The 21,691-nt window shown below is 70.3% G+C and carries 23 protein-coding genes; 11 read left to right on the top strand and 12 right to left on the bottom strand.

What is annotated here, in order from left to right; genetic code table 11:
* Positions 1-112 precede the first annotated feature (112 nt).
* The 7 genes from ACTU3I_RS07895 to ACTU3I_RS07865 all read right to left on the bottom strand — a co-directional run bounded on the left by ACTU3I_RS07895 (position 113) and on the right by ACTU3I_RS07865 (position 6,831).
* Complete coding sequence (locus ACTU3I_RS07895; protein WP_442925112.1) at positions 113-1,099, bottom strand: cyclase family protein; 987 nt, start codon at positions 1,097-1,099, stop codon at positions 113-115.
* Positions 1,077-1,850 carry an IclR family transcriptional regulator gene (locus tag ACTU3I_RS07890; RefSeq protein ID WP_442925111.1) on the bottom strand — a complete coding sequence of 258 codons (774 nt, stop codon included), beginning with the start codon at positions 1,848-1,850 and terminating at the stop codon, positions 1,077-1,079. The genes ACTU3I_RS07895 and ACTU3I_RS07890 overlap by 23 nt, the downstream gene beginning before the upstream one ends.
* Positions 1,851-1,909: 59 nt before the next feature.
* Complete coding sequence (locus ACTU3I_RS07885) at positions 1,910-2,995, bottom strand: extracellular solute-binding protein (RefSeq protein WP_442925110.1); 1,086 nt, start codon at positions 2,993-2,995, stop codon at positions 1,910-1,912.
* Between the two features lie 160 nt (positions 2,996-3,155).
* Positions 3,156-4,289, bottom strand: a complete 1,134-nt coding sequence (locus tag ACTU3I_RS07880) for an ABC transporter ATP-binding protein (RefSeq protein ID WP_442925109.1) — start codon at positions 4,287-4,289, stop codon at positions 3,156-3,158.
* Positions 4,290-4,298: 9 nt separating this feature from the next.
* Complete coding sequence (locus ACTU3I_RS07875; protein ID WP_442925108.1) at positions 4,299-5,165, bottom strand: ABC transporter permease; 867 nt, start codon at positions 5,163-5,165, stop codon at positions 4,299-4,301.
* Entirely contained in the window at positions 5,162-6,055 is an 894-nt protein-coding gene (locus ACTU3I_RS07870; protein ID WP_442925107.1) for an ABC transporter permease, read from the bottom strand. Before ACTU3I_RS07870 ends, ACTU3I_RS07875 begins: the two co-directional genes overlap by 4 nt.
* Before the next feature lie 5 nt (positions 6,056-6,060).
* Complete coding sequence (locus ACTU3I_RS07865; RefSeq protein WP_442925106.1) at positions 6,061-6,831, bottom strand: IclR family transcriptional regulator; 771 nt, start codon at positions 6,829-6,831, stop codon at positions 6,061-6,063.
* A 202-nt stretch (positions 6,832-7,033) separates the two neighbouring features.
* Between ACTU3I_RS07865 and ACTU3I_RS07860 the strand changes: the two genes are divergently transcribed.
* From ACTU3I_RS07860 to ACTU3I_RS07820, 9 genes are all read left to right on the top strand, one after another.
* Entirely contained in the window at positions 7,034-7,960 is a 927-nt protein-coding gene (locus ACTU3I_RS07860) for a DUF6282 family protein (RefSeq protein ID WP_442925105.1), read from the top strand.
* On the top strand, positions 7,957-8,889 hold the full coding sequence (locus tag ACTU3I_RS07855) for a 3-keto-5-aminohexanoate cleavage protein (protein WP_442925104.1): 933 nt from the start codon (positions 7,957-7,959) through the stop codon (positions 8,887-8,889). The genes ACTU3I_RS07860 and ACTU3I_RS07855 overlap by 4 nt, the downstream gene beginning before the upstream one ends.
* Entirely contained in the window at positions 8,886-9,797 is a 912-nt protein-coding gene (locus ACTU3I_RS07850) for a hypothetical protein (protein ID WP_442925103.1), read from the top strand. Before ACTU3I_RS07855 ends, ACTU3I_RS07850 begins: the two co-directional genes overlap by 4 nt.
* A complete protein-coding gene (locus tag ACTU3I_RS07845) occupies positions 9,778-10,587 on the top strand; it encodes an HpcH/HpaI aldolase family protein (RefSeq protein WP_442925102.1) in 810 nt (269 codons plus the stop codon). The genes ACTU3I_RS07850 and ACTU3I_RS07845 overlap by 20 nt, the downstream gene beginning before the upstream one ends.
* Positions 10,574-11,347 (top strand): SDR family NAD(P)-dependent oxidoreductase, encoded by a 774-nt coding sequence (locus ACTU3I_RS07840; protein ID WP_442925101.1) that lies wholly within the window; start codon positions 10,574-10,576, stop codon positions 11,345-11,347. The genes ACTU3I_RS07845 and ACTU3I_RS07840 overlap by 14 nt, the downstream gene beginning before the upstream one ends.
* Positions 11,344-12,567 (top strand): iron-containing alcohol dehydrogenase, encoded by a 1,224-nt coding sequence (locus tag ACTU3I_RS07835; RefSeq protein ID WP_442925100.1) that lies wholly within the window; start codon positions 11,344-11,346, stop codon positions 12,565-12,567. The genes ACTU3I_RS07840 and ACTU3I_RS07835 overlap by 4 nt, the downstream gene beginning before the upstream one ends.
* An 8-nt stretch (positions 12,568-12,575) precedes the next feature.
* Positions 12,576-14,003, top strand: coding sequence for an NAD-dependent succinate-semialdehyde dehydrogenase (locus ACTU3I_RS07830; RefSeq protein ID WP_442925099.1), 1,428 nt, complete (start codon positions 12,576-12,578; stop codon positions 14,001-14,003).
* Positions 14,004-14,081: 78 nt separating this feature from the next.
* A complete protein-coding gene (locus tag ACTU3I_RS07825) occupies positions 14,082-14,267 on the top strand; it encodes a hypothetical protein (protein ID WP_442925098.1) in 186 nt (61 codons plus the stop codon).
* Positions 14,268-14,333: 66 nt separating this feature from the next.
* On the top strand, positions 14,334-15,362 hold the full coding sequence (locus tag ACTU3I_RS07820; protein WP_442925097.1) for an LLM class flavin-dependent oxidoreductase: 1,029 nt from the start codon (positions 14,334-14,336) through the stop codon (positions 15,360-15,362).
* A 21-nt stretch (positions 15,363-15,383) separates the two neighbouring features.
* Here the strand turns inward: ACTU3I_RS07820 and ACTU3I_RS07815 are convergent, their stop codons facing one another.
* The 4 genes from ACTU3I_RS07815 to ACTU3I_RS07800 all read right to left on the bottom strand — a co-directional run bounded on the left by ACTU3I_RS07815 (position 15,384) and on the right by ACTU3I_RS07800 (position 19,330).
* On the bottom strand, positions 15,384-15,878 hold the full coding sequence (locus tag ACTU3I_RS07815; protein WP_442925096.1) for a bifunctional nuclease family protein: 495 nt from the start codon (positions 15,876-15,878) through the stop codon (positions 15,384-15,386).
* Positions 15,879-15,953: 75 nt separating this feature from the next.
* Positions 15,954-17,015: a phosphogluconate dehydrogenase (NAD(+)-dependent, decarboxylating) gene (gnd, locus tag ACTU3I_RS07810; RefSeq protein WP_442925095.1), complete on the bottom strand. Its 1,062-nt coding sequence runs from the start codon at positions 17,013-17,015 to the stop codon at positions 15,954-15,956.
* Between the two features lie 51 nt (positions 17,016-17,066).
* Positions 17,067-17,969, bottom strand: a complete 903-nt coding sequence (locus ACTU3I_RS07805) for an NAD(P)-dependent oxidoreductase (protein WP_442925094.1) — start codon at positions 17,967-17,969, stop codon at positions 17,067-17,069.
* Positions 17,957-19,330: a CoA transferase gene (locus ACTU3I_RS07800; protein WP_442925093.1), complete on the bottom strand. Its 1,374-nt coding sequence runs from the start codon at positions 19,328-19,330 to the stop codon at positions 17,957-17,959. Before ACTU3I_RS07800 ends, ACTU3I_RS07805 begins: the two co-directional genes overlap by 13 nt.
* 354 nt (positions 19,331-19,684) lie before the next feature.
* Between ACTU3I_RS07800 and ACTU3I_RS07795 the strand changes: the two genes are divergently transcribed.
* On the top strand, positions 19,685-21,013 hold the full coding sequence (locus ACTU3I_RS07795; RefSeq protein WP_442925092.1) for a DUF222 domain-containing protein: 1,329 nt from the start codon (positions 19,685-19,687) through the stop codon (positions 21,011-21,013).
* Positions 21,014-21,118: 105 nt separating this feature from the next.
* Here ACTU3I_RS07795 and ACTU3I_RS07790 read toward each other — a convergent pair whose 3' ends face one another.
* Positions 21,119-21,334 carry an SCO4848 family membrane protein gene (locus tag ACTU3I_RS07790; RefSeq protein WP_442925091.1) on the bottom strand — a complete coding sequence of 72 codons (216 nt, stop codon included), beginning with the start codon at positions 21,332-21,334 and terminating at the stop codon, positions 21,119-21,121.
* Between the two features lie 53 nt (positions 21,335-21,387).
* Between ACTU3I_RS07790 and ACTU3I_RS07785 the strand changes: the two genes are divergently transcribed.
* Entirely contained in the window at positions 21,388-21,666 is a 279-nt protein-coding gene (locus tag ACTU3I_RS07785) for a DUF6412 domain-containing protein (RefSeq protein ID WP_442925090.1), read from the top strand.
* Positions 21,667-21,691: the final 25 nt, after the last annotated feature.

Genomic DNA, 21,691 nt, shown 5'->3' with positions numbered 1-21,691 from the left:
ATGGAGTCGCCGACCTGGTCGCGCTCGGTCGCGAACTCCTTCACCATCCGAACTGGCCTGTGGACGCCGCGCGCACCCTGGGGCACCCCGACCCCTCCTCGTGCCGGCCACGTCAGCGGATGGCGAGGGCGTTCGGGGGTGACCCCACCCCACCAGGGATGTTGAGCGGCTTGCACGTCAGGAAAAAGTCGTAGCGTCCGTCGGCGGCGGAGGCGGCGGCGAGCTCGTCGAGCTTCCACAGTTCGCCCATCGCCATGCCCAGCAGCGCGATGAGCGGACGATGGAGCATCCCGCTGTGATTGACGCCGCGCTCGGGCGCGCGCTCCCCCGGCACACGGAAGTCGGACTCCACGACGGGGTCGGCTTCCACCGCGGGGGTGTCACTCGCCACGAGCGCGATCTCGCGGTCCCACAACCAGCGCAGGATCCGCTCGCGCTGTGCCAGGCCCGGCGAGCGGTTGCGGGTGTTGAACTCCACGCGCTCCTCGGGCGTCTTCGCGACGTAGTTCTCCGCCCACCCGGTGCGCAGCAGCAGCATGTCGCCGCCGAGCCACGTGACACCCTGCGCCTGCGCCATCGCGTCGAGGTCCTCGACGTCGAGGACCACTGTCGTCTCGACGTCGTAGTCGCGACCGGTGCGGGCGAAATGCGCCGGCACGTCCAGCAGCACACCCCTCCCCGCGATCCCCGACTCCGCCCAGGTGTGGATGCCGAGGGCCGTGGAATCGTCGGTGTTCTCCGCGGCCGGCAGGCCGTTGTAGAACCCGTGCTCCGGATGACCGATGTGCCGGAGCGAATCGAGTTGCGACGTCGACTGGAGATAGAAGGAGTCCAGCCAGTCGTCGCGGTGGAACTCGTTGTTGGCGAAGACGTGGTGCTGCGTGGCCGGCCGCGTCCCGGTGGGGTAGGGCTCGAAGGCGTTCACTGGATAGTCGAGGTTGAACCGCGACCCCGTCCGCACCGCGTGCGCCGCCGCTGCCACCCGCTCGGGCGTGAGGAAGTTGATCGTCCCCCGTTCGTCCGTGCGCCCGAACACGTCCCAGCTGGAGCCGGGCGGATCCGCTCGCAGAAGGGCGTCATAGTCCGGATGTCCGCCCACGGCCGCCTCCCAGTTCTCGTCCGATCGCGTCCGCCGTCTCGCGGAGCAGGCGCAAGGGCTCCGACCCTTCCGCGAAGTACTCGCGCGGCTGCGCGCCCAGCAGGGCGACGGATGCCCGGATGCCCTCGTCATCGAAGACCGGCGCGGCCGCGGCCACGAGGCCACCGGACTGCGGGAGCACGCTGTAGCCGTGCTCGCGCACGCGCGCGACATCCGCTCGAAGCCGCTCGTTCTCCGCGGCACTGAGGCCGGATGCGGCCTCCTCGAACACGTCCGCCCCCGCGTAGGCCAGGAAGACGTGGGTCTGCGCCGCGGTGGTGTCCAGACGCGTGCCGGCGCGCACGGTCACGACGACCGCGCGGCTGACATCGTCTTCGACCAGGGCGACGACCGGCCCGGCTGCTCCCCACAGGCTCAGGATCGCCGTCATCCGCGCCTGGGTGCGCAGCTCCCGCAGGTGAGGGGGCGCCACCTCCAGCACACGCTGACGCCCGAGTGCGTGGATGCCGAGCTCCAGCATCAGGCGACCGAGGGCGAAGGTTCCGCGCCGCTCGCCCCGCTGGAGGATGCCGGCCGCCACCATCGACGAGCAGTACCGGTAGGCGGTCGTGCGGTTCAGGCTCGTCAGCTCGGCCACGTCCGCGGCCGACAGCTCCACGGTTCCGGGGCCGAAGAGGGCGCAGATCTGACCGACGCGGGCGACGGCCTGGATGTCGGAGGTGGACGCGTCGCCCTGCTCGGTGTTCGCCATGCCCGAATGGTAGTTCACATGAGGAACCGGGCAGGGCGGCGCGTCCAGGAGGGTCATCGTCATCCCGCCAGCCAGTTGGTGACCTGTGTGGTGACCTCGTTGAAGTTCTCGGCGTACCAGTCGATGTCCTGAATGACGGTCTCGCCCGGGTTCACCTCGGGGTTGAAGACATCCAGCTTCTCGGTGTACTCGTCGAGCTTCGGCTCGGAGGCCAGGTTGATCGGCGCCACGCCCAGGAGCTCGGTGATCTTTGCGACCTGCTCGGGTGCGGTGACCGACGCCATGAAGGCCTCCGCGGCCTCGAGCTTCGTCGACCCCTTCGGCACAGCGAACCCGTTGATCGAGGCCACTGCGCCGTCCCACACGATCGTGATGTCGGTGCCGTCCTTCATCAGGGGGACAAGCCGCGAGTCGGGCAGGAAGAACATGTCGACCTGGTTGGAGGCGACGGCCTGCTGGAGGGCGCCGACGTTCGGGGCGAACAGCGTGTTGTCGCGGATCTCGTCGAGCTTGTCCAGCGCCCGGTCGACATCCAGCGGGTACAGCTCGTCGGGCGCGACGCCGTCAGCAAGCAGCGGGTACTCGAGGATGCCGTTCTGCAGGTTGGTGACGATGCCGCGCTGGCCGGGGAACTTCTCGAGGTCGAAGAAGTCCTCGATCGTCTTGGGGCCCTTGCCCTCGGGGAAGGCGTCGGTGCGGTACGCGAACGGGGTCGTGTTGATCCAGTTGCCGATGTAGCACTCGCCCACCGCGCCCTCGACGAGATCCGTCTCGTCGAGGTCGTCGAACTCGAGAGGCTCGAAGAGGGTGTCGCAGTTCTGCTCGGCCGCGTAGGGGGCGATCGCCATGACGTCCCACTGGATGGCGCCGCTTTCGACCTGGGCCTTCACCTGGGCGACGTCCGGCGGCGAGGTGTTGATGAAGGTCACATTCGGGTTCGCTGCGGTGTACGGCTTCTGCCACGCCTCGATCTGCGCCGCCTGTCCGTCGCCGCCGTAGCCGACGTACGTCAGGGTGACCGAGGCCGCCTGGTCGCCGTCGCCGGACTCCTCGGGCGCGCTCGCGCCGCCTCCCGCGCAGGCGGACAGGGCGACCGTCGTGGCCAGCGCCGCGAGGACCGCCAGAGACATCTTCGTCTTGGTCATTTCTCTTCCTTTTCTCGGGTGTGAGTTGTGAGAACTGTTCGTGATGTAATCTGTGACTTCGTCATGTGAACATTAGGTCGCAGAGTTCGTCCGAGTGTCGATGGACGGTGATCGTTACCTGATCGGCACATTGTGGGCTCGCCGTCCCACAATGCGAACGTCACGCGGCCACGACGCGCTGCCTCTCGGGCCGCCACCACGCCACCACCTGGTCGTCGATGGCGAAGCCGGCGTCGAACGCCTCGACCCGCACGCGGCCGGGGGTGCCCGCCGAGCCGTACGCCAGGACCACGGTGCGGTACGAGCCCATGTACTCGATGTCGCGCACACGGGCCGGGAGGGAGTTGGCATCCGGCGGCACATCGGCCGTCGACGGCGCGAGGTGCAGGTCCTCCGGCCTGACCACCACGGCGCATCTCTGCGCGACTCCCGGATGCGGGGAGACGGTCCGAGGATCGACCCGCCACACCGCGCCTTCCCACGCCAGGGTCGAGCCCGTACCCGGGCCGTCGATGGCGAAAACATTCGAGTCGCCCAGGAAGCGCGCCGTGAAGAGCGTCTCGGGGGCGTGGTACAGCTGTTCGGGCGTCCCCAGCTGCTCGATGCGGCCGGTGTTGAACAGGGCGATGCGATCGGAGAGGTTCATGGCCTCCTCCTGGTCGTGCGTCACGAAGACGAACGTCGATCCCACCTCGCGATGGATGCGCCGGATCTCCAGCTGCAGCGCGGCCCGGAGGTTGCGGTCGAGGGCTCCCAGCGGCTCGTCGAGGAGCAGTGCGCTCGGGTGGAAGACGATCGCCCGCGCGAGGGCGACGCGCTGCTGCTGGCCGCCCGACAGTTGACGGGGGTAGTGGCCGTCTCTGCCCTGCAGCTGCACCAGCTCGAGCACATCCGCGACCTTGCGCTCGATCTCTGCCCGAGGCATCCGGCGTTCGCGCAGCGGGTAGGCGATGTTCTGCGCGACGGTCATGTGCGGGAACAGCGCATAGTTCTGGAAGAGCATCCCGAGATTGCGCTTGTGCGGCGGGAGGATGCCGACATCGGCTCCGTTGAACGCGATGGTTCCTGCCGTGAGGGTCTCGAACCCGGCGATGAGGTTCAGCGTCGTGGTCTTACCCGAACCGCTCGGTCCGAGGAGCGTCATGAACTCTCCGGGCTCGATCGTGAGGGTGACGTCGTCGACGGCGGGGGCGGCCAGACCGTAGTCTTTCGTGACGCCGCGTAGTCGGATCTGGGTTCCCTGCGTCGGCGCCGACGCCGGCGACTGCGGGGAGGCAACGGTGGAGGTGGACACGGGGATCTCCTAACTCTTCTTCTTGCGCCGCACGACGAGCGGCAGCAGGAAGACGGCGGTGACGGCCACGACGACGAGGCTCGATGACGCGGCGATGGTGGGGTCGATCTCGACGGTGACGCTGTTGTACATCTGCACCGGGAGCGTCTGGAATGTCGGCGATCGGAGGAACAGGGCGATGACCACCTCGTCGAACGAGGTCACGAAGGCGAAGATCGCCCCGGTGAAGATGCCTCGGCTGATGAGCGGCATCGTGATGCGCAGGAAAGTCCGCAACGGCGGCGCACCCAGGGACGCGGAGGCCAGGGACAGTTTCGGGTCGAGTCCTCCCAGGGCGCTCGTCACGGCGACGAGGACGAAGGGCATACCGATGGCGGCGTGCGCGAGGACGTAGCCGACGAGGCTCCCCGTGAGTCGCCACTGCAGGAAGGTGATGTAGATCGCCACCGCGATGACGATCGCGGGCGAGACGAGCGAGATCATCAGGAGCGTCCGCGCGAAGCCGGCGAGCCGTCCGCTGAGACGGTGCAGACCGAGTGCGGCGGCGGTGCCGACCACCGTCGCCAGGATCGCGGCCAGGATGCCGACGAGGAAGGAGTTGCCCAGCGACGTCAGCCACGCCGGGTTGGTGAAGAAGTTCTCGTAGAGATGGAACGAGAACCCGCGCGGCGGGAACTGGAACGTCGTGGCCTCGCTGAAGCTCATCGGGATGACGAAGAGGGTCGGGAGGATGAAGTAGAGCGCGACGATCGCGCCGACCGCGACGAGCCACCACGGGATCGGGTCGACGCCGCGGTCGCGACGGCGTCGTCGAGGGGCGGGCACCCCCAGCGAGCCGGTCCGGTCGTCGATCGACGGCGTTGTCGTGGCGGTCATGAACGCTCCCCCGTCCGAGTGGTGGCGACGACCCCCAGGGCCGAGATGGTCCCGCCGAGGCGGTTGGCCCAGGCGACGAGCGCGATGGTCACGACGAGCACGAGCATCCCGAGCGCGCCGGCACCGGCGAAATCGAGCAGTTGCGTGGTGCGCTGCGCCAGCAACTGCGCGACGAGCGACTGCTGCGGGGAGCCGAGGAGTGCCGGGGTGACGTAGAACCCGAGGCTCAGCGTGAACACGAGGATGAGGCCGGAGACGACCCCGCCCCGCGACAGCGGCCAGTAGATCTTCCAGAAGGCGACCAGCGGATGCGAGCCCAGCCCGCGCGCGGCCAGCAGCAGACGGCGGTCGATGCCGCTGAGGGCACTGAACAGCGGCAGCACCATGAACGGCAGGAGCACCTGGCTCATCGCCACGATCACTCCGCCCACGTCGCCGTAGAGCACCACGTCCAATCCGAAGAACGAGAAGAACTGGTACACCGGGCCGTCGCGCTGCAGGATCACGATCCAGGCGAAGTTGCGCGCCATGACCGACGTCCAGAACGGGATGAGCACGATCACGAGGAGGATTCCCCGCGTTCGCGGGCCGACCCGCGTCATCAGGTACGCGTACGGATACCCGAGGAGGAACGCGACCACCGTCACCACCACCGCCGTCAGTGCCGTCCGCATCAGGATCGTGATCGTGACGCCGTCGGTGAACAGGTTCGCGTAGTGCTCGAGCGTGAAGCCTTCGGCGCTGCCGAAGCTGCGCACGATGCTCTGGATGAGCGGGTAGAGCAGCACGACCGCCAGCAGCCCGAGCGCCGGGATCAGCAGGAGCCAGCCGGGGTCGAGGCGCCGCCGGCGCGCCGGCGCGTCAGGAGTGTCTATCGCGGTTGTCGTCATGGTGCTCACTTCGCCAGGAGAGAGGACAGGGTGGTGGCCGCCGACTGCAGGGCCCGCACGCGCTCAGCGCGGGAGTCGCCGGGTTCGAGCATCGCGGTGGTGCCCAGCATCGCCATGGCCGCTTCGACGTCGTGACGGCCGAAGATCGGCACGGCGACCGAGGACAGGCCGACCTGGCCGAGGTCGGCCCACGCGATGCGATCCCGCCGCGCGTGCGCCAGGGCGAGCTCCTCCTCGCGCGTGCGGGACGGCGACAGGGATGCGTGCATGCGGGTGACGGCCTGGGGGTCGGAGGAAAAGGCCAACAGCACGCGAGTCTGCGCGGCGCGAGGCTCCAGGACGGTTCCGACACGCACAGTGAGGACCACTGCCCCTTCGCTCGCCTCTTCGACGAGGGTGACGACGGCGCCGGAGCGGCCCAGGAAGCTCAGCACGCAGGTGAGCTTCGTCTGATCCGCCAGGCGCCGCAGGATCGCCGGCGCCAGCCCGAGGATCTGCTGGCGCACGGAGACCAGGGCCGAAAGCTGGTCGAGCAGCGGACCCGGCCCGTAGGACGCGCTCAAGAATCCCGCGCCCTGCAGTGACTGCAGATAGCGGTGCGCGGTGGTGCGATTGAGGCCGAGGCGCTCGGCGACGATCGCGGGCGTCAGGGTCATCGTGTGCTGGTCCAGGAGCGCGAGGACGTTGGCGGCCCGGTCGATCGACTGGATGCCGCCGCGATCGACGTCGAGGCGCGTCTCAGCCGGCTCGGTACCGACCACATCATCCACGCTCACGCGTCCGCCTCCTCGAGGATCGCACCCGGCAGCAGTCGCCGGGAGCCGTGCTCAGTAAAGCAATATCGCGTTCATAATGCAATCTGCATTTTCAGAATCCGAACACGGCGCGACCACAGCGCTCCGACGGTCGACTGGACAGACGACTCGGAAGTCCATATTCTGAACGGACATTGCACATTCCGAACAAAGGACTCCTATCGTGACGTTCATCGCTGAGGATGCACTCACCCCCTCCCCCGCGCTGCGAAAGGTCCTGGACGGCACCGTCGACCTGCACTGCCACTCCGGCCCCTCGCCGTTCCCTCGCCGGATGGACCACGTCGACGCCTCCTATGACGGCGCGCGCATCGGAATGCGGGCCATCCTCGTGAAGAGCCACCACCACAACACGGCGATGGACGTCCTGGCGATGCAGAAGCTGCTCGCCGACGCCCCCACGCCCGTCTACGGCGGCGTGGCGCTGAACACCGAGGTCGGCGGCGTGAACCCTTCAGCGGTGGCGCTGGCGATCAACATGGGGGGTCGCTGCGTGTGGGGGCCGACGGTGTCAGCGGCACAGCACATCGCCGCGCACACGCACGACGACGGCTTCCCGAGCCCCGGTGGCGAGCTGTACGAGCACGCCGAGAGCGTCTTCGACGAGTCCGGGGACGTCTCGGCCGAGACCGAGCTGGTCACGAAGCTCGTCGCGGAGGCCGACGTCCTCCTCACCGGCGGGCACCTCGACGGCGATTCGCTCCGGGCGTTCATCCAGACCGCACATCGCAACGGCGTGCGCCGGATGCTGCTTCACCACCCCGACTTCATCGTGAACACGCCCGACAACGTCATCGAGGAGCTGCTCGGATACGGCGCGTTCGTCGAGCACGAGCTGGCGATGTACCACCCCGGCGTTCCCGCCCCGCGGTGGCCGATCACGCAGCTGGTGGACTGGATCCGCAAGATCGGGCCCGAGCGCACCGTCATCGACTCCGACCTCGGACAGAAGGGCAACCCCCTCCCGGTGGACGGCTACATCTACATCGTGCAGCAGCTGCTCGATCACGGCATCTCCGAGAAGGACATGCGTCAGATGATCTGCCACAACACCGCCTACCTGCTGGGTCTCGAGGAGTCGAACAAGTGAGGCGAGCCGAGAAGGTCATCATCACGACAGCCGTCACCGGGTCGGTGAACGTGCCGTCCCAGAGCCCGCACCTTCCCATCACCCCGAACGAGATCGTCACGGCGGCGATCGAAGCGGTCGAAGCGGGATCGGCGATCGTCCACCTGCACGCCCGGCATCCCGACGGACGCCCGGCCTTCGAACCGGAGATCTTCGCCGAGATCGTCCCGCGCATCATGGCCGAGACCGACGCCGTGATCAACATCACCACGGGCGGCTCGTCGCAGATGACGATGGACGAGCGCCTGGCCGCGGCCGTGACCTTCGAGCCCGAGTTGGCGTCGATGAACATGGGGTCGATGAACTTCGTCTACTCGGGGATCGCCGACAAGGTCACCGATTGGCGGCACGACTGGGAGAAGCCCTACGTCCAGAACACGTACGCCCACCCCTTCATCAACACCTTCGACCGCATCGAGAGGACGCTGCGCGACCTCGGCGAGCGCGGGACACGATTCGAGTACGAGTGCTACGACATCGGGCACCTGTATTCGCTGGCGTACTTCGTCGACAAGGGCCTCGCCGAGCCGCCGCTGATGATCCAGGGCGTGTTCGGCATCCTGGGCGGGATCGGCGCCGACCACGCCAACCTCGAGCATATGGTCCGCATCGCGGACAAGCTCTTCGGCGCGGACTATTCGTTCTCCGCGTTCGCCGCCGGGCGCGACCAGCTGCAGTTCGCAACGCACAGCGCGTGGCTGGGCGGCCACGTGCGCGTAGGGCTGGAAGACAGTCTGTGGATCTCGAAGGGCACGCTCGCGGAATCCAACGCCCAGCAGGTGACGAAGATCCGTGCCGTCGTCGAAGACCTCGGCAAGGAGATCGCCACCCCGGATGACGCGCGCGCGATCCTGGCGCTTCGCGGACGAAAGACAGGAAGCAACGCATGAGCACGTATGCCGCGGACGACATCCGCTCCACCCTGGCCGCCGCCGCCCCGGTGCGGACGGTGGACCCCCGCACGCCGATCAAGCCGTCGCAGTGGATCGAGTTCCTCTCGCACGAGCCGACGGACACGAGCGCGCGTGGCAGCCGCACGTGGATCGCGCGCGCGGCCAACCTCGTGATCGCCTACACCGACGCGCGCGCCGGGGACGAATTCGCCCGCACGGGTCAGCCCGATGAGTACACCGTGCTGCAGTACTCCGACAGCGCGGCCGTGACCGTCCGCGCGGGCACCGAGACGGCCGGGGTCTCCGAAGAGGCGCTCATCGTCGTCCCCCCGGGCGACAGCGTCGTCCGTGCGGAGAGCGACGGCGTTGTCATCCGCCTGTTCTCCACGGTGGCCGACGACCTGCGCTCCGCCGCCCTCAATGCCCCGGCGTATGCCGAGCCCGACCTGCGTGCGGCGCCCCTGGAGCCCTGGCCCGACCCGGTGGGCGGGTTCCGCCTGCGCGTGTACCGTCTCGCGGACACCCCGATCGCCGAGGGCCGGTTCGGCCGGATCTTCCGCACGACGACGGTGATGGTCAACTTCCTCGCCGAGGAGCCTCAGCCACGCGACGAGCGCAAGCTCTCCCCGCATCATCACGACGACTTCGAGCAGATCTCCCTCGGGGTGAAGGGCCGGTTCGTGCATCACATCCGCTACCCCTGGGGCCCGGATGCCACGCAGTGGCGAGAGGACGAACACCGCGAGATCGGCACCCCGTCGATCTGCGTCATCCCCCCGCCGACGGTGCACACGACGCAGGGCGTCGGCGCGCACCAGCAGTTGATCGACATCTTCGCGCCGCCGCGCGTGGATTTCTCCGAGTCGGGATGGGTGCTGAACGCCGATGACTACCCCGCCCGCTGACCCGCGGCGGCGGAGCCTGTTCCGCGCGGCGCTGCAGCGCACGTCGGGTCCGGCGATCGGGACATGGGTCAAGCTCCCCGCCGTGGAGAGCGTGGAGCTCGCCGCGCTCGCCGGCTTCGACTTCGTCGTGATCGATCTGGAGCACTCTCCCCTGGACCTGCAGACGATGTATGCGCAGATCGGCGTCGCGCGGCTGTCGGGGGTCGCGCCCATCGTGCGCATTCCGGCAGCCGACGCCGGCCTCATCCAGCGGGTGCTCGACGCCGGCGCGGAAGGGATCATGGTGCCCCACGTCGACACGGCAGACCAGGCCGCTCGAGTGGTGCGCATGATGCGCTTCCCGCCGGTGGGAACGCGCGGTGTCGGCGGCACGAGTCGGGCGGGTGCGTGGGGCGCCCTCCCGCGTGAGGAATACGTCCGCTTCGGGCAGGAGGAGGTCGTCCTCATCGCCCAGCTCGAAAGCGCCGAGGCGGTGCGCAACGCCGGGGAGATCGCTGCGACCGAGGGCGTCGACACCGTGCTCGTCGGCGCGGCGGACCTCGCGATGAGCGAGGGACTGGCCGACGGCGACCCGCGCGTGACGGAGCTGATCCGCGAGGCGGTCGCCCGTATCGCCCCGACGGGAACCCCGGTCGGCAACGCCGGTGGGGCGACGGCGGATGCGGTGCGCTCGGCCGTCGCGCTGGGGTTCACCTTCACGATGATGAGCAATGATGCGAGTCTGCTGGGGGCGGCCGCGCGCGCCGCCGTCACGGCAGGCAGGACGGTGGGTTTCGATGACGAACACTGAGGCAACCGCGGGGCTTCTCGCGGACAAGGTCGTGCTGCTGGTCGGCGCCAGCGGGGGGATCGGCACCGACGCTGCGCGCGTCTTCGCCGCCGAGGGCGCCACGCTCGTGCTCGCGGCGCGTCGCCGCGAACCGCTGGACGATCTTTCCGCGGAGCTCCGCGAGACGGGCGCGGAGGTCTCCGCCGTCACCGGCGACATCGCCTCCGCGGAGGACGTCTCGCGCATGGTGCAGGCCGCGCTGGAGCGCCACGGGCGACTGGACGGTGCGTTCAACAACGCCGCGATGACGCAGGCCGGACTTCTCGAGGATGTGTCCGAGGAGGACTTCGATCGCATCCTGGACGTCAACGTCAAGGGAACGTGGTTGTGCCTGCGGGAGGAGATCCGCGCGATGCGCCCGCGGGGGGCCGGAGCGATCGTCAACGTCAGCAGCATCGGCGGGCTCCGCGGCAGCAGCGGCATGGGGGCGTACCAGGCGACCAAGCACGCGGTCATCGGGCTCACCCGGACAGCCGCGCACGACGTCGGTCCCGCCGGCATCCGGGTGAACGTCGTGGCCCCGGGGCCGACGGAATCCCCGATGCTCGACCGCACGCGGGAGGCCATCCCGGGCGGCGTCGAGGCGCGGATCGCCGCCACACCGCTGCGCAGGGCCGGGCGCGGAGCCGACGTCGCGAACGCTGTGGCGTGGCTGCTGAGCGACCGCGCCGGGCACATCAGCGGCGCCATCCTGCCCGTCGACGGCGGTTTCGTGGCATGACGATTCCGCTCCCCGGGGGCGACGGGGCCATCGGCACCCTCCGGTTGCCCGCCCGCGTGCACGTCGGGTTCGGCGTCCGCGCGCAGGCGCCCCGCCTGCTCGCCTCCTTCGGCACCCGTGTGCTGGTCCTCGCCGATCCGTTCCTCGTCGGCACCGCGCTGTTCGACGGGATCCTCGCCGATCTCGCCGGCGCCGGATTGGAGGCGACGATCTACACCGAGATCGCCCCCGAGCTCCCGCTCGCCTCGCTCGAAGCGGCGGCATCGGTGGCCGCCGACGCCGGAGCCGACAGCATCCTCGCCCTCGGCGGCGGGAGCGTGCTGGACGCGGCCAAGGTCGTCGCGCTGGCGATCGCCCATCCCGGCGCGCTCTCGCGGTTCTACGGCGAGAATCTCGTTCCCGGTCCCGTGACCCCGATCGTGGCGATGCCGACGACGGCCGGGACGGGGTCGGAGGTGACGCCGGTCGCCGTGGTCTCCGACCCGGAGCGGGCGATGAAGGTGGGGATCTCCAGCCCCTTCCTCATCCCCGCTGCCGCGCTCGTCGACCCGGAGCTCGGCATGGGCGCCCCAGCCTCCGTCACCGCGTTCTCCGGGATCGACGCGCTCGTCCACGCCGTCGAGTCGTTCACGGCAGCGGCGATCCCGCTCGAGTTCGGCGGGGAGCTGCCGCTGTTCACGGGACGCAACGCCCTCGCGGAGGCGATGGCGCGCGAGGCGGCTGCACGCCTGTCCACGTGGCTTCCCGTCGCCGTGCACTCCCCCGGCGATCGGGAAGCGCGCCTGCAGACCGCGCTCGGATCCCTGCAGGCGGGGATCGCGTTCGGTCCGACCGGCACCCACCTCTCCCATGCGCTGCAGTATCCGATCGGAGCCCTCACCCACACGCCGCACGGCCTCGGCACCGGTCTCCTGCTCCCGTTCGTGCTGGACCGGCTGCGGCAGGACCCCGCCGCCTCCGCACGCATCGCACTCCTGGGATCATCGCTCAGCACCGACGACGACGCTGCCGCGGTGGTGCACGCGATCGCCGGGTTGAACGCGCGCATCGGCGTGCCGGCGACGCTCGCCGAGATCGGTGTGACCCGGGACCAGCACGGCGACATCGCGGAGCGGGCGCTGCAGTCGGCGCGGCTCGTCACGATGTCTCCCGTGCGCGCCGACCGGGCGCTTCTTCTGGACATCCTCGATCGCGCCGACACCGGCGCCCTGGACGCATAGGGACTCCCATGACCTTCTTCTCCGACCTCTTCATCGACGGCCGTTGGCGGGCCGGTGCATCCGGTGAGCGCTTCGACGTTCTCGATCCCGCTGACGGATCGGTCCTCGCGCGCTTCGCGGCGGCGACCGAGCAGGACTGCGCCGACGCCGTCGACGCCGCCGCGGCGGCGCAGGAGGCGTGGGCGGCGACCGCGCCGCGCGAACGATCCGAGCTCCTGCGCGCGGCCTTCGAGACGCTGCGGGCGGAGGCGGATACTCTCACCGAGACGATCGTCCGTGAGAACGGCAAGGCATGGGCGGATGCCGCGGGCGAAGCGGCGTACGCGACGGAGTTCTTCCGCTGGTTCGCCGAGGAGGCTGTACGCATCGGCGGCGACTACCGCCTCTCGCCGGCCGGCGACAAGCGCATCGTCGTGGACCGTCAGCCGATCGGGGTGTCTCTGCTGATCACGCCGTGGAACTTCCCCGCGGCCATGGCCACGCGCAAGCTCGCTCCGGCGCTGGCGGCCGGATGCACCACCATCCTCAAGCCCGCGCGCGAGACGCCGCTGACCGCGGCGTACATCGTCGAGGTGCTCCAGCGCGTGGGAGTGCCCGACGGTGTCGTGAACCTCGTCACCCCGGTGCCCACCGGTCCGCTCGTGAAGACGATGCTCGACCGCCCCGAAGTGCGCAAGCTCTCGTTCACGGGCTCGACGGAGGTGGGCCGCGACCTCCTGCACGCCAGCGCCGACAGCGTCGTGAGCGCGTCGATGGAACTCGGCGGGAACGCACCGGTGATCGTGCTCCCCGGCGCCGACCTCGACACCGCCGTCGACGGCGCGCTGGTGGCCAAGATGCGCAACGGCGGATCGGCCTGCACCGCGGCGAACCGCTTCTACGTGCACGAGTCCCTCCACGACGCCTTCGTCGCGCGGATGGATGAGGCGCTCGCGGGAATCCGTACCGGGAGCGGGCTGGACCGGGACAACACGCTCGGGGCGCTCGTGTCGGTCGGCGAGCGCGACAAGGTCGCCGACCTCGTCGACGGCGCCGTCGCGGAGGGTGCGACGCTCGTGCGCGGCGGTACGCGCAGTGAGACTGGCGCGTTCTACCCGCCCACCCTCCTCACCGGCGTCGCGCACGGCTCGTCCATCAACGCCGTGGAGATCTTCGGGCCCGTCACCGCCGTCGTGCGCTACACCGACGTCGATGACGCGGTACGGATGGCCAACGACACGATCTTCGGACTCATGGCCTACGTGTTCGGGCCCGAGCGGGAGGCCGTGGCCGTGGCGCGACGCCTGGAGTCGGGCATGGTCGCCGTCAACCGCGGCGTGGTCAGCGACCCGGCCGCGCCGTTCGGCGGCGTGAAGCAGAGCGGACTGGGACGCGAGGGCGGCTTCGAGGGCATCCACGAGTACCTCGAGGAGAAGTACATCGCCCTGTCGGCGTGAGCGGTCGGTGTCAACCCCGTCCCGCCGCGTGCTCCCGCGCGGTCGGATGGGAATCGCATCCGCCCCGAGAGGAGACCCATGTCCGACACCGCCCCGCTTTCCGACTCCGAAGACGTCACCGGTGAGACCGGCCAGCCCAACCAGGACCGCGAAGACCTCGCCGACCTCGCTCCCGTGCAGGCGGACGATGACGCGATCGCCGAGCACGCCGCATCCGGCGTCGACGACGAGACCGAGCACGACGACCCGACGGCCGCGCAGTAGGCCGACCGCCGCTGGCGGATGTGTATGCGCGGGAATGCATCCGGATGACCGGGGGTTGAGGCGGGTATGCGGCGATTCGGCACCCTGTCTTTCGGTCACTACGGCCCCCTCGGCGGCGGCCGGCAGCTGACCGCGGCCGACTCGATGCTGCAGGCGGTGGAGCTCGCCGAGGGCCTGGACGAGCTGGGCGTCAACGGCGTGTACTTCCGGGTGCACCACTTCGCGCGGCAGCAGTCCTCCCCTCTGCCCCTCCTGGCGGCCATCGCGGCGCGCACGAGGCGCATCGAACTCGGCACGGGCGTCATCGACATGCGGTACGAGAATCCGCTGTACCTCGCCGAGGAGGCCGCCGCCGTCGATCTCCTCAGCGGGGGGAGGCTCGCGCTCGGAGTGAGCCGCGGCTCACCCGAGACCGTCGTTCGCGGATACGAGGCGTTCGGCTACACCGGGAGCCAGGACCCCCGCGGCGCCGACATCGCCCGCGAGCACTTCGACCTCTTCCTGCGCGCCATCGAGGGCGAGGGCCTCGCCGAGCCCGATCCGATGAGCCCCTTCGGCTCCGGCACGGGGGCGCAGCGGGTCGAGCCGCACTCCCCCGGGCTCCGTTCGCGCGTGTGGTGGGGCGCCGGCACCATCGCCACCGCCGAGTGGACCGGCCGGCTCGGCCTCAACCTGATGTCGTCGACGCTCGTGAGCGAAGACCTCGGCATCCCCTTCGACGAGCTGCAGGCGCGGCAGATCGACGCGTTCCGCGCCGCCTGGCATGCGGCCGGGCACGTCGGGGAGCCGCGGGTGTCGGTGAGCCGCAGCATCTTCCCCATCACCTCCGAGCAGGACGCGATGCTGCTGCGCGGCGGCCAGGACGCCGATCAGGTCGGCATCATCGACGGCGTGCGGTCCACGTTCGGCCGTACCTACGCCGCCGAGCCCGACGTGCTCGTCGAGCAGCTGCTGGACGACGCGGCGATCCGCAGCGCCGACACGCTCATGCTCACGATCCCGAGCCAGCTCGGCGCGGCATGGAACCTCCGCCTCATCGAGGCCTTCGCCCGCCATGTCGCCCCGGCGCTCGGGTGGGAGCCCACGACGTCCTGATCGCCGAGGGTGCAGGCGCGATCAGGGCTGGAAGTCGTCGGGCTCGACGTCGTCGAGGAACCGGCGGAACTCGTCGAGCTTCTCGGACTCGTCAGCTTCCTCCGTGACGTCGTCGGGCACACCGGCCTCGGCGAGCACGCGATCGGCGACCCAGATGGGCGCTCCCATCCGCGAGGCGAGGGCGATAGCGTCCGACGGCCGCGCGTCGATCACGCGGAGGCCGTGCGGGGTGAACAGCGTCACCTCGGCGAAGAACGTGCCGTCCTCGACGCGCGTGACCTCCACCCGCTCGACCGCGCCCTCCAGCGCCTCCACCAATCGCGCCATCAGGTCGTGAGCAAGGGGCCGAGGCGGCGTCACGCCCTCCACGGCCACGAGGATCGACGTGGCCTCCTGGGCGCCGATCCACACCGGAAGGATCGTTCCGGATGCTGCGGCGGCGTCGACGGGCTTGAGCAGGATGACGTGCTGCTGCGCCGCGTCGAGGGCGACGCCGGCCACGCGTACTTGCACCATGGTGTCCCCTTCCGCCCGCGGGATGCACGACAGCCTACGTCGGGCGATGCCGTTCGTCACCGGGGTGGCGCCGGGTCACGACCCGTGGCTGTCGGACTTCGCCCCGCCGGCTTCGAGCACGTCGCCCGCGGGGAGCTCCTGGTGCCCTCCGAACTGCAGGCGCATCGCCGACAGCACCTGATTGGCGAAGTGGTCCTCGCCGCGGGAGGCGAACCGCTCGAAGAGGGATGCCGCCAGAACCGGCGCGGGAACGCCGACGTCCACGGCCGCCTTGACCGTCCAGCGACCCTCTCCCGAGTCGGACACCCGGCCGGCGAGGCCGTCGAGCGTGGGGTTCTCCTCGAGCGCAGCAGCGGTGAGGTCGAGGAGCCACGACGAGATGACCGATCCGCGCCGCCACAGCTCGGCGACCTGGGGCGTGGAGATGTCGAACTGGTAGAACTCGGGCTCCTCCAGCGGCGCGACCTCGGCAGAGTGGGTCGTCTCGCGGGTGCCGGCATCCGCGTTGTGGAGGATGTTCAATCCCTCGGCGAGCGCGGCCATGATGCCGTACTCGATGCCGTTGTGCACCATCTTCACGAAGTGCCCCGAGCCCGACGGTCCGCAGTGCAGATACCCCTGCTCTTCGGGTGCGTAATCGCCCGTGCGTCCCGGAGTGCGCGGAATGTCGCCGGGCCCAGGGGCGATGGTCTTCAGCACGGGCTCGATGTGATCGAAAGCGGCGTCGGGGCCGCCGACCATGAGGCAGTAGCCGCGGTCGAGCCCGAAGACTCCGCCGCTCGTGCCGATGTCGACGTAGTGGATGCCGCGGTCCTTCAGCGCCGCCGCGCGCCGCACGTCGTCGCGGTAGTTCGAGTTGCCGCCGTCGATGATGATGTCGCCCGGCTCCAGCACGGCGGCGATCTGCTCGACGACCTGACCCGTGAGGCCGGCGGGGATCATGAGCCAGATCGCGCGCGGCGTCGACATCTTCGCTGCCATGTCGGCGAAGTCGGTGGAGCCGACGGCGCCCTCCCCGGCCAGGGTCGCGACGGAGTCGGGGTTCACGTCGTAGACGACGCACTCGTGCCCGTCCTTCATGAGGCGACGCACGATGTTCGCACCCATCCGTCCGAGTCCCACCATGGCCAGTTGCATGTGCTGCCTCCTCAGAGGGTCATCGAAGCCGGGCGGCTCCCCTCCGCGAGTCTAGGTGCGGGGAGGGGGTTCCGCGGCGGATTTCGTGCGCGCACGGAGGGCCGCGATGACCGCCGCCATATCCGCATCCGCGTGGCCCAGCCCGCTCGTCTCGTCGTAGAGCGCGACGCACACGTCGATCAGCGGCGTGGCGGTGCCGCCGTCGCGTGCGGCGTCGGCGATCAGACGCGCGTTCTTCCCCACGTCGGGAATCGCCGCCTGCACGCTCCAGTCCTCGGCGACGAGCTTGTCGGCCTTGATCCGTGCGACCGGCGACGCCATGGGGCTGGCAGCGAGCACGTCGCGCAGGAGCGCCGCGTCGATCCCGGCCCGCTCCGCGAAATGGAACGACTCCGCGAGGCCCGTCACGAGAGTGATGAGGGTGACGTTCACCGCGAGCTTCATCTCCAGCGCCGCCGGCACCGCACCGCAGCGGAAGACCTGAGAGCACAGCGGCTGCAGCAGCGGCTCCACCTCGTCGCACGCGGCATCCTCGCCCGCGAGCATCCCCACGAGCGTGGCGTTCTCGGCGGGCACCCGCGAACCCGAGACCGGCGCCTCGACGTAGCGGCCGCCCGCTCGTTCGACGCGCCGGGCGATCGCTCGCGAGGCCCGGGGAGCGATGGTCCCCATGAAGACGACCGTGCGCTCCCGCAGGGCTCCGGCGGGCAGCTGCTCCAGCACCGCGTCGACAGCCGCCTCATCCGCGAGCATCAGGATGACCACGGCACAGCGCGCGAAGACCTCCGCCGGATGCTCCGCCGCCTCGGCGCCCTCCCGACGCAGCGCCTCGGTGCGCTCGCGCGTGCGGTTCCACACCACGAGCGGAACCCCCGCGCGCACCAGGTTGCGCGCCATCGGCTGCCCCATCACGCCGAGGCCGAGGAATCCGACCGGCCCCGTCACGTGCGCCACACCGGCTCGTCGGAGCCCCAGTCGGCGACCGGGCCGGAGTAGGCGGGCGGTGCGCCCGCGAAGCCGAGCACCGGCGGCGCGCAGGTGAGCGCGTCCGACGCATCGCCCCGCGTCTGCGACGGCAGGTCGCCGGGGTCTGCCCCCGGCACCGTCTCGCCCGGAGTCGTCAGAAGCGTCATGCCGGTCCTCGCGAGCGCGACCGACGCGTGCCACGAGCCGCCTTCCGTGCGCTGACGCAGCAGCGCGGTGGCGACCGCGGCCGCCAGCAGGTGCCCGGAGGCGTGGTCGAGGGCCTGCACCGGGAGGGCGCCGGGGCGTTCACCGCCCGCCGATTCCCGCTGGGCGATGCCGATCGTCGCCTGCACGATGCTGTCGAACCCACGGCGCGACCCCCACGGGCCGGCGGTGCCCCACGCGCTGAGCGTCGCCACGACCAGGCCCGGGTGCGTTCGCGCGAGATCCGCTGGGGCGAGGCCGTAGCGCGCCAGCGCGCCGGGACGGTAGCCCGTCACGACGACGTCGGCTTCTGCCAGCAGCTGCGCGAATCGCTCGCGATCGCCCGGGGCTTCGAGATCAAGCAGGGTCGCGCGCTTGTGCTGGCCCGTGTCGCGCATCTGCCACGACGGCTCGGGAAGGCGCGGGGAGTCCACGCGCAGCACATCGGCTCCGGCCAGCGCGAGATCTCGGGTGGCGACCGGCCCCGCGATCACCCGCGTGAGGTCGAGCACGCGGATGCCGCCGAGCGGCAGGTCCGCCTCCCCCGCCCACGCGCGCGCCGGGGCGTTTCCGCTGCGGACCAGGGAGACGAGAGGGAGGCCGTTCAAGATGGCGGCCTGCGGATCCTCCACCCACTGGCGCGGGGTGCGAACGGCGGCGACGATCGCCCCCGCCGCGATCGCCGTGCGTTCCAGCTCGTCCGGGTCGCGGTCGGCGATCGCCGCGGCCGCGGCCTCGGCGTCGGCATCCGGACCGAGCCCAACGATCATGCGGAGCCGGTCGGCGTGGTGGGGATAGTTCGCGTGCGTCCGCACCCATCCGTCCCGCGCCGGCCAGAAGCCCGAAAGGGGCGCCCAGACCGACGGCGCGACGCCGCCGATCCGCAGGACGCGCTCGCTTCCGAAAGACGCCGCCACGCGCGCCGCGTCGACGACGACCGGAGATCGCGGCGCGGCGCTGCGCGCAGTGCTGACCCGGTTCAAAGCCGCGGAGGCGAGCGCGACACTGTCGATCGCGAGCTCTCCGACGGGGAGGCGTGAGCGCCACGGAAGACGCTCGCCCGCGACGATCTCGACATCGACCTCTCCCGGATCCACCCCGAGATCGCGTGCCGCGGTGGTTCCGAACCGCCCGAGCTTGCCCATCGGCCCATTCCACACCCTCCGCGTCAGCCGGCGCGGCCGAAGCGCTCATCTGTCCGCTTCCGCGCGCGAATTGGCAGCGAGAATCCCCCGGGCCGTGACGCTTCGTCTCGCTCCGCTCGCTCAGCGACCGGGACGGCGCCGGGACCGGCCGCTGAGCGAGGAGCCCAGCGACGAGACGAAGCGCGCGGGAGGTGTCGAACCGGTCGCTGAGCGAGGAGCGCAGCGACGAGACGAAGCGCCCACAGGGGGTGACTGTTCCTCCCCAGCCTTCCCGGGAAAAGACCAGTCCACAGGTTCTTTCCGGTGTTCCGGATGGGCACGCTCGATGTCGGTGGCCCTGGGTAGTTTCGGGGTATGGACAGGTTCCCGATCCCGGGCCAGGTGGACCCGGAGCAGGCGACGCGGATGCGTGCGTCGCTGGCCGGGTTGCTGTCCGATGATGTGGTCATCGCGAAGGCGCAGGCCAGCAGGGTCCGGCACATGGGCGCGTTGATGACCGAGGCGTTGGCGCAGATGAAGGAGTCAGGGTCGGCGATCCGGGAGATGCCCGTGCGGTCGATCGCGGCGGAGATCGCGTTCGCCGCACACGTGCCCGACCGCACCGCGCAGCGGGAGCTCGATGACGCCTACACGCTCGTGACCCGGTTCGCCCGCACCGTCGACGTGCTCGAAGAGGGTCGGATCTCGCTCACGCACACCGCGGTGATCCTCAAGACCGGGATCGCCCTGCACAATGACGACGTCCGCGCCGCCTGGGAAGAGACCGTCCTCGATTTTGCGGTGAAGGAGACACCCGGGCGCACCGAGTCCTACGCCCGCGAGCTCGCGGAGGTGGTGAGTCCGGTTTCGATGGAAGAGCGCCACGCGGGGGCCCGGCTCGCCCGATCTGTGAACATCGTGGACCTGGACGACGGAATGTCGCTGCTGCAGGTGAGATTGCCGTCGACGCTGGCCTACGGGATCAGGGACCGGGTCCGGCAGATGGCGAAGACCATCCGGAATGCCGCGAACGCCGAACGAGCTCGTCGCAACCAGGAGGCCCGCGACGCGGCTTCGACCACCGACGACACGGTCGTGGACGACGTGCGCACGACCGCTCAGATCAGCGCGGACCTCGTCGCCGACATGCTGCTGTGTGCCCCGCCGACGGTCGATCCCATCGGAGATGGCGCGTTGGACCGGATCGCAGGACACGTGCAGGTCACCATCCCGGCACCCCTGCTCACCGGAGCCACCGACAAGGGAGCGATGCTCAACGGCCGGATCCCCGTCGACGCCGACGCCGCCCGTCGCCTCGCGGGGAACGCGCCCGGATGGGACCGCGTGTTCACCCACCCGCTCACCGGGGTCGTGATCGCGGTCGACAGGTACACGCCCGCCGCGTCGCAGGCGCGGTTCCTCCGCGCTCGCGACCGGCATTGCCGCGGATTTGGATGCCGCCAGCCCGCCCACCGATGTCAGATCGACCACAATCACGAACACCACGACGGGGGCGAGACGACCGGCGCCAACCTGGCGCATCTCTGCGTCCGCCACCACACCCTCAAGACCGAAACCACGTGGACCGTCACCCAACACCGCGACGGGGTCCTCGAGTTCCGAAGTCCGTTAGGCCACGCCTACATCGACGAACCACCCCGTCGCGTGGTCTTCGTGCCCGACAACGAACCCCCACCCTTCTGACGCTTCGTCTCGCTCCGCTCGCTCAGCGACCGGGGGTGCGCGCCGCACGCTTCGTCTCGCCCTCCGGGCTCGCTCAGCGACCGGGAGCGACGCGGGCGAGCGTCGTCAGGCGATGAGCGCCCACACCCCGGCCACCGCCGACACGAGTGCGAGCACGAGCGCGAGGCCGATGAGCACCGCATGCACGATGAGAAAGCGCGTGGGCTTTCCGGCGGCGTCGCGGGCGCGCGGGTCTTTCGCGATGCGCCCGAAGAAGCGCGGCCACACGACGACGTTGAATGCGGCGTTGACCAGCAACAGGACGGCGAGAAGGGTCTCCACGGTCCGAGCCTAGGCGGGCTGTTACGGTGGTTCCGACCGAGAGGAGGTGACGCGTGATCGAGGCGCTGCTCTCTCCGCTGCACGTGCTCCTCTTCGCCGTCGGACTGACCGCCGCCGCCGAATCCGGCGCGCTGGGTCTGGCGCTGGTAATCCTCGCCGTCGCTGTCGCGGCGGCCGTCGCCGTCGCGCTGGCGACGGGTGTCGCACCCCGTCGGTCCGGCGCGCATCCGCGTCGTGCCATCGACCTCTCCTCTCCTCTCGCGCAGAGCGATCCGGATGCCTCGGGCCACCCGCGCCCGAGGGCACCGGGCATCGCGGCTCCGGCCGCGTAGCCCCCGCCGACCCGCACCCGTCGCA

Source organism: Microbacterium sp. RD1 (assembly GCF_052220165.1).
GTDB lineage: Bacteria > Actinomycetota > Actinomycetes > Actinomycetales > Microbacteriaceae > Microbacterium.
This window is presented reverse-complemented; position numbering and strand designations above follow the sequence as displayed.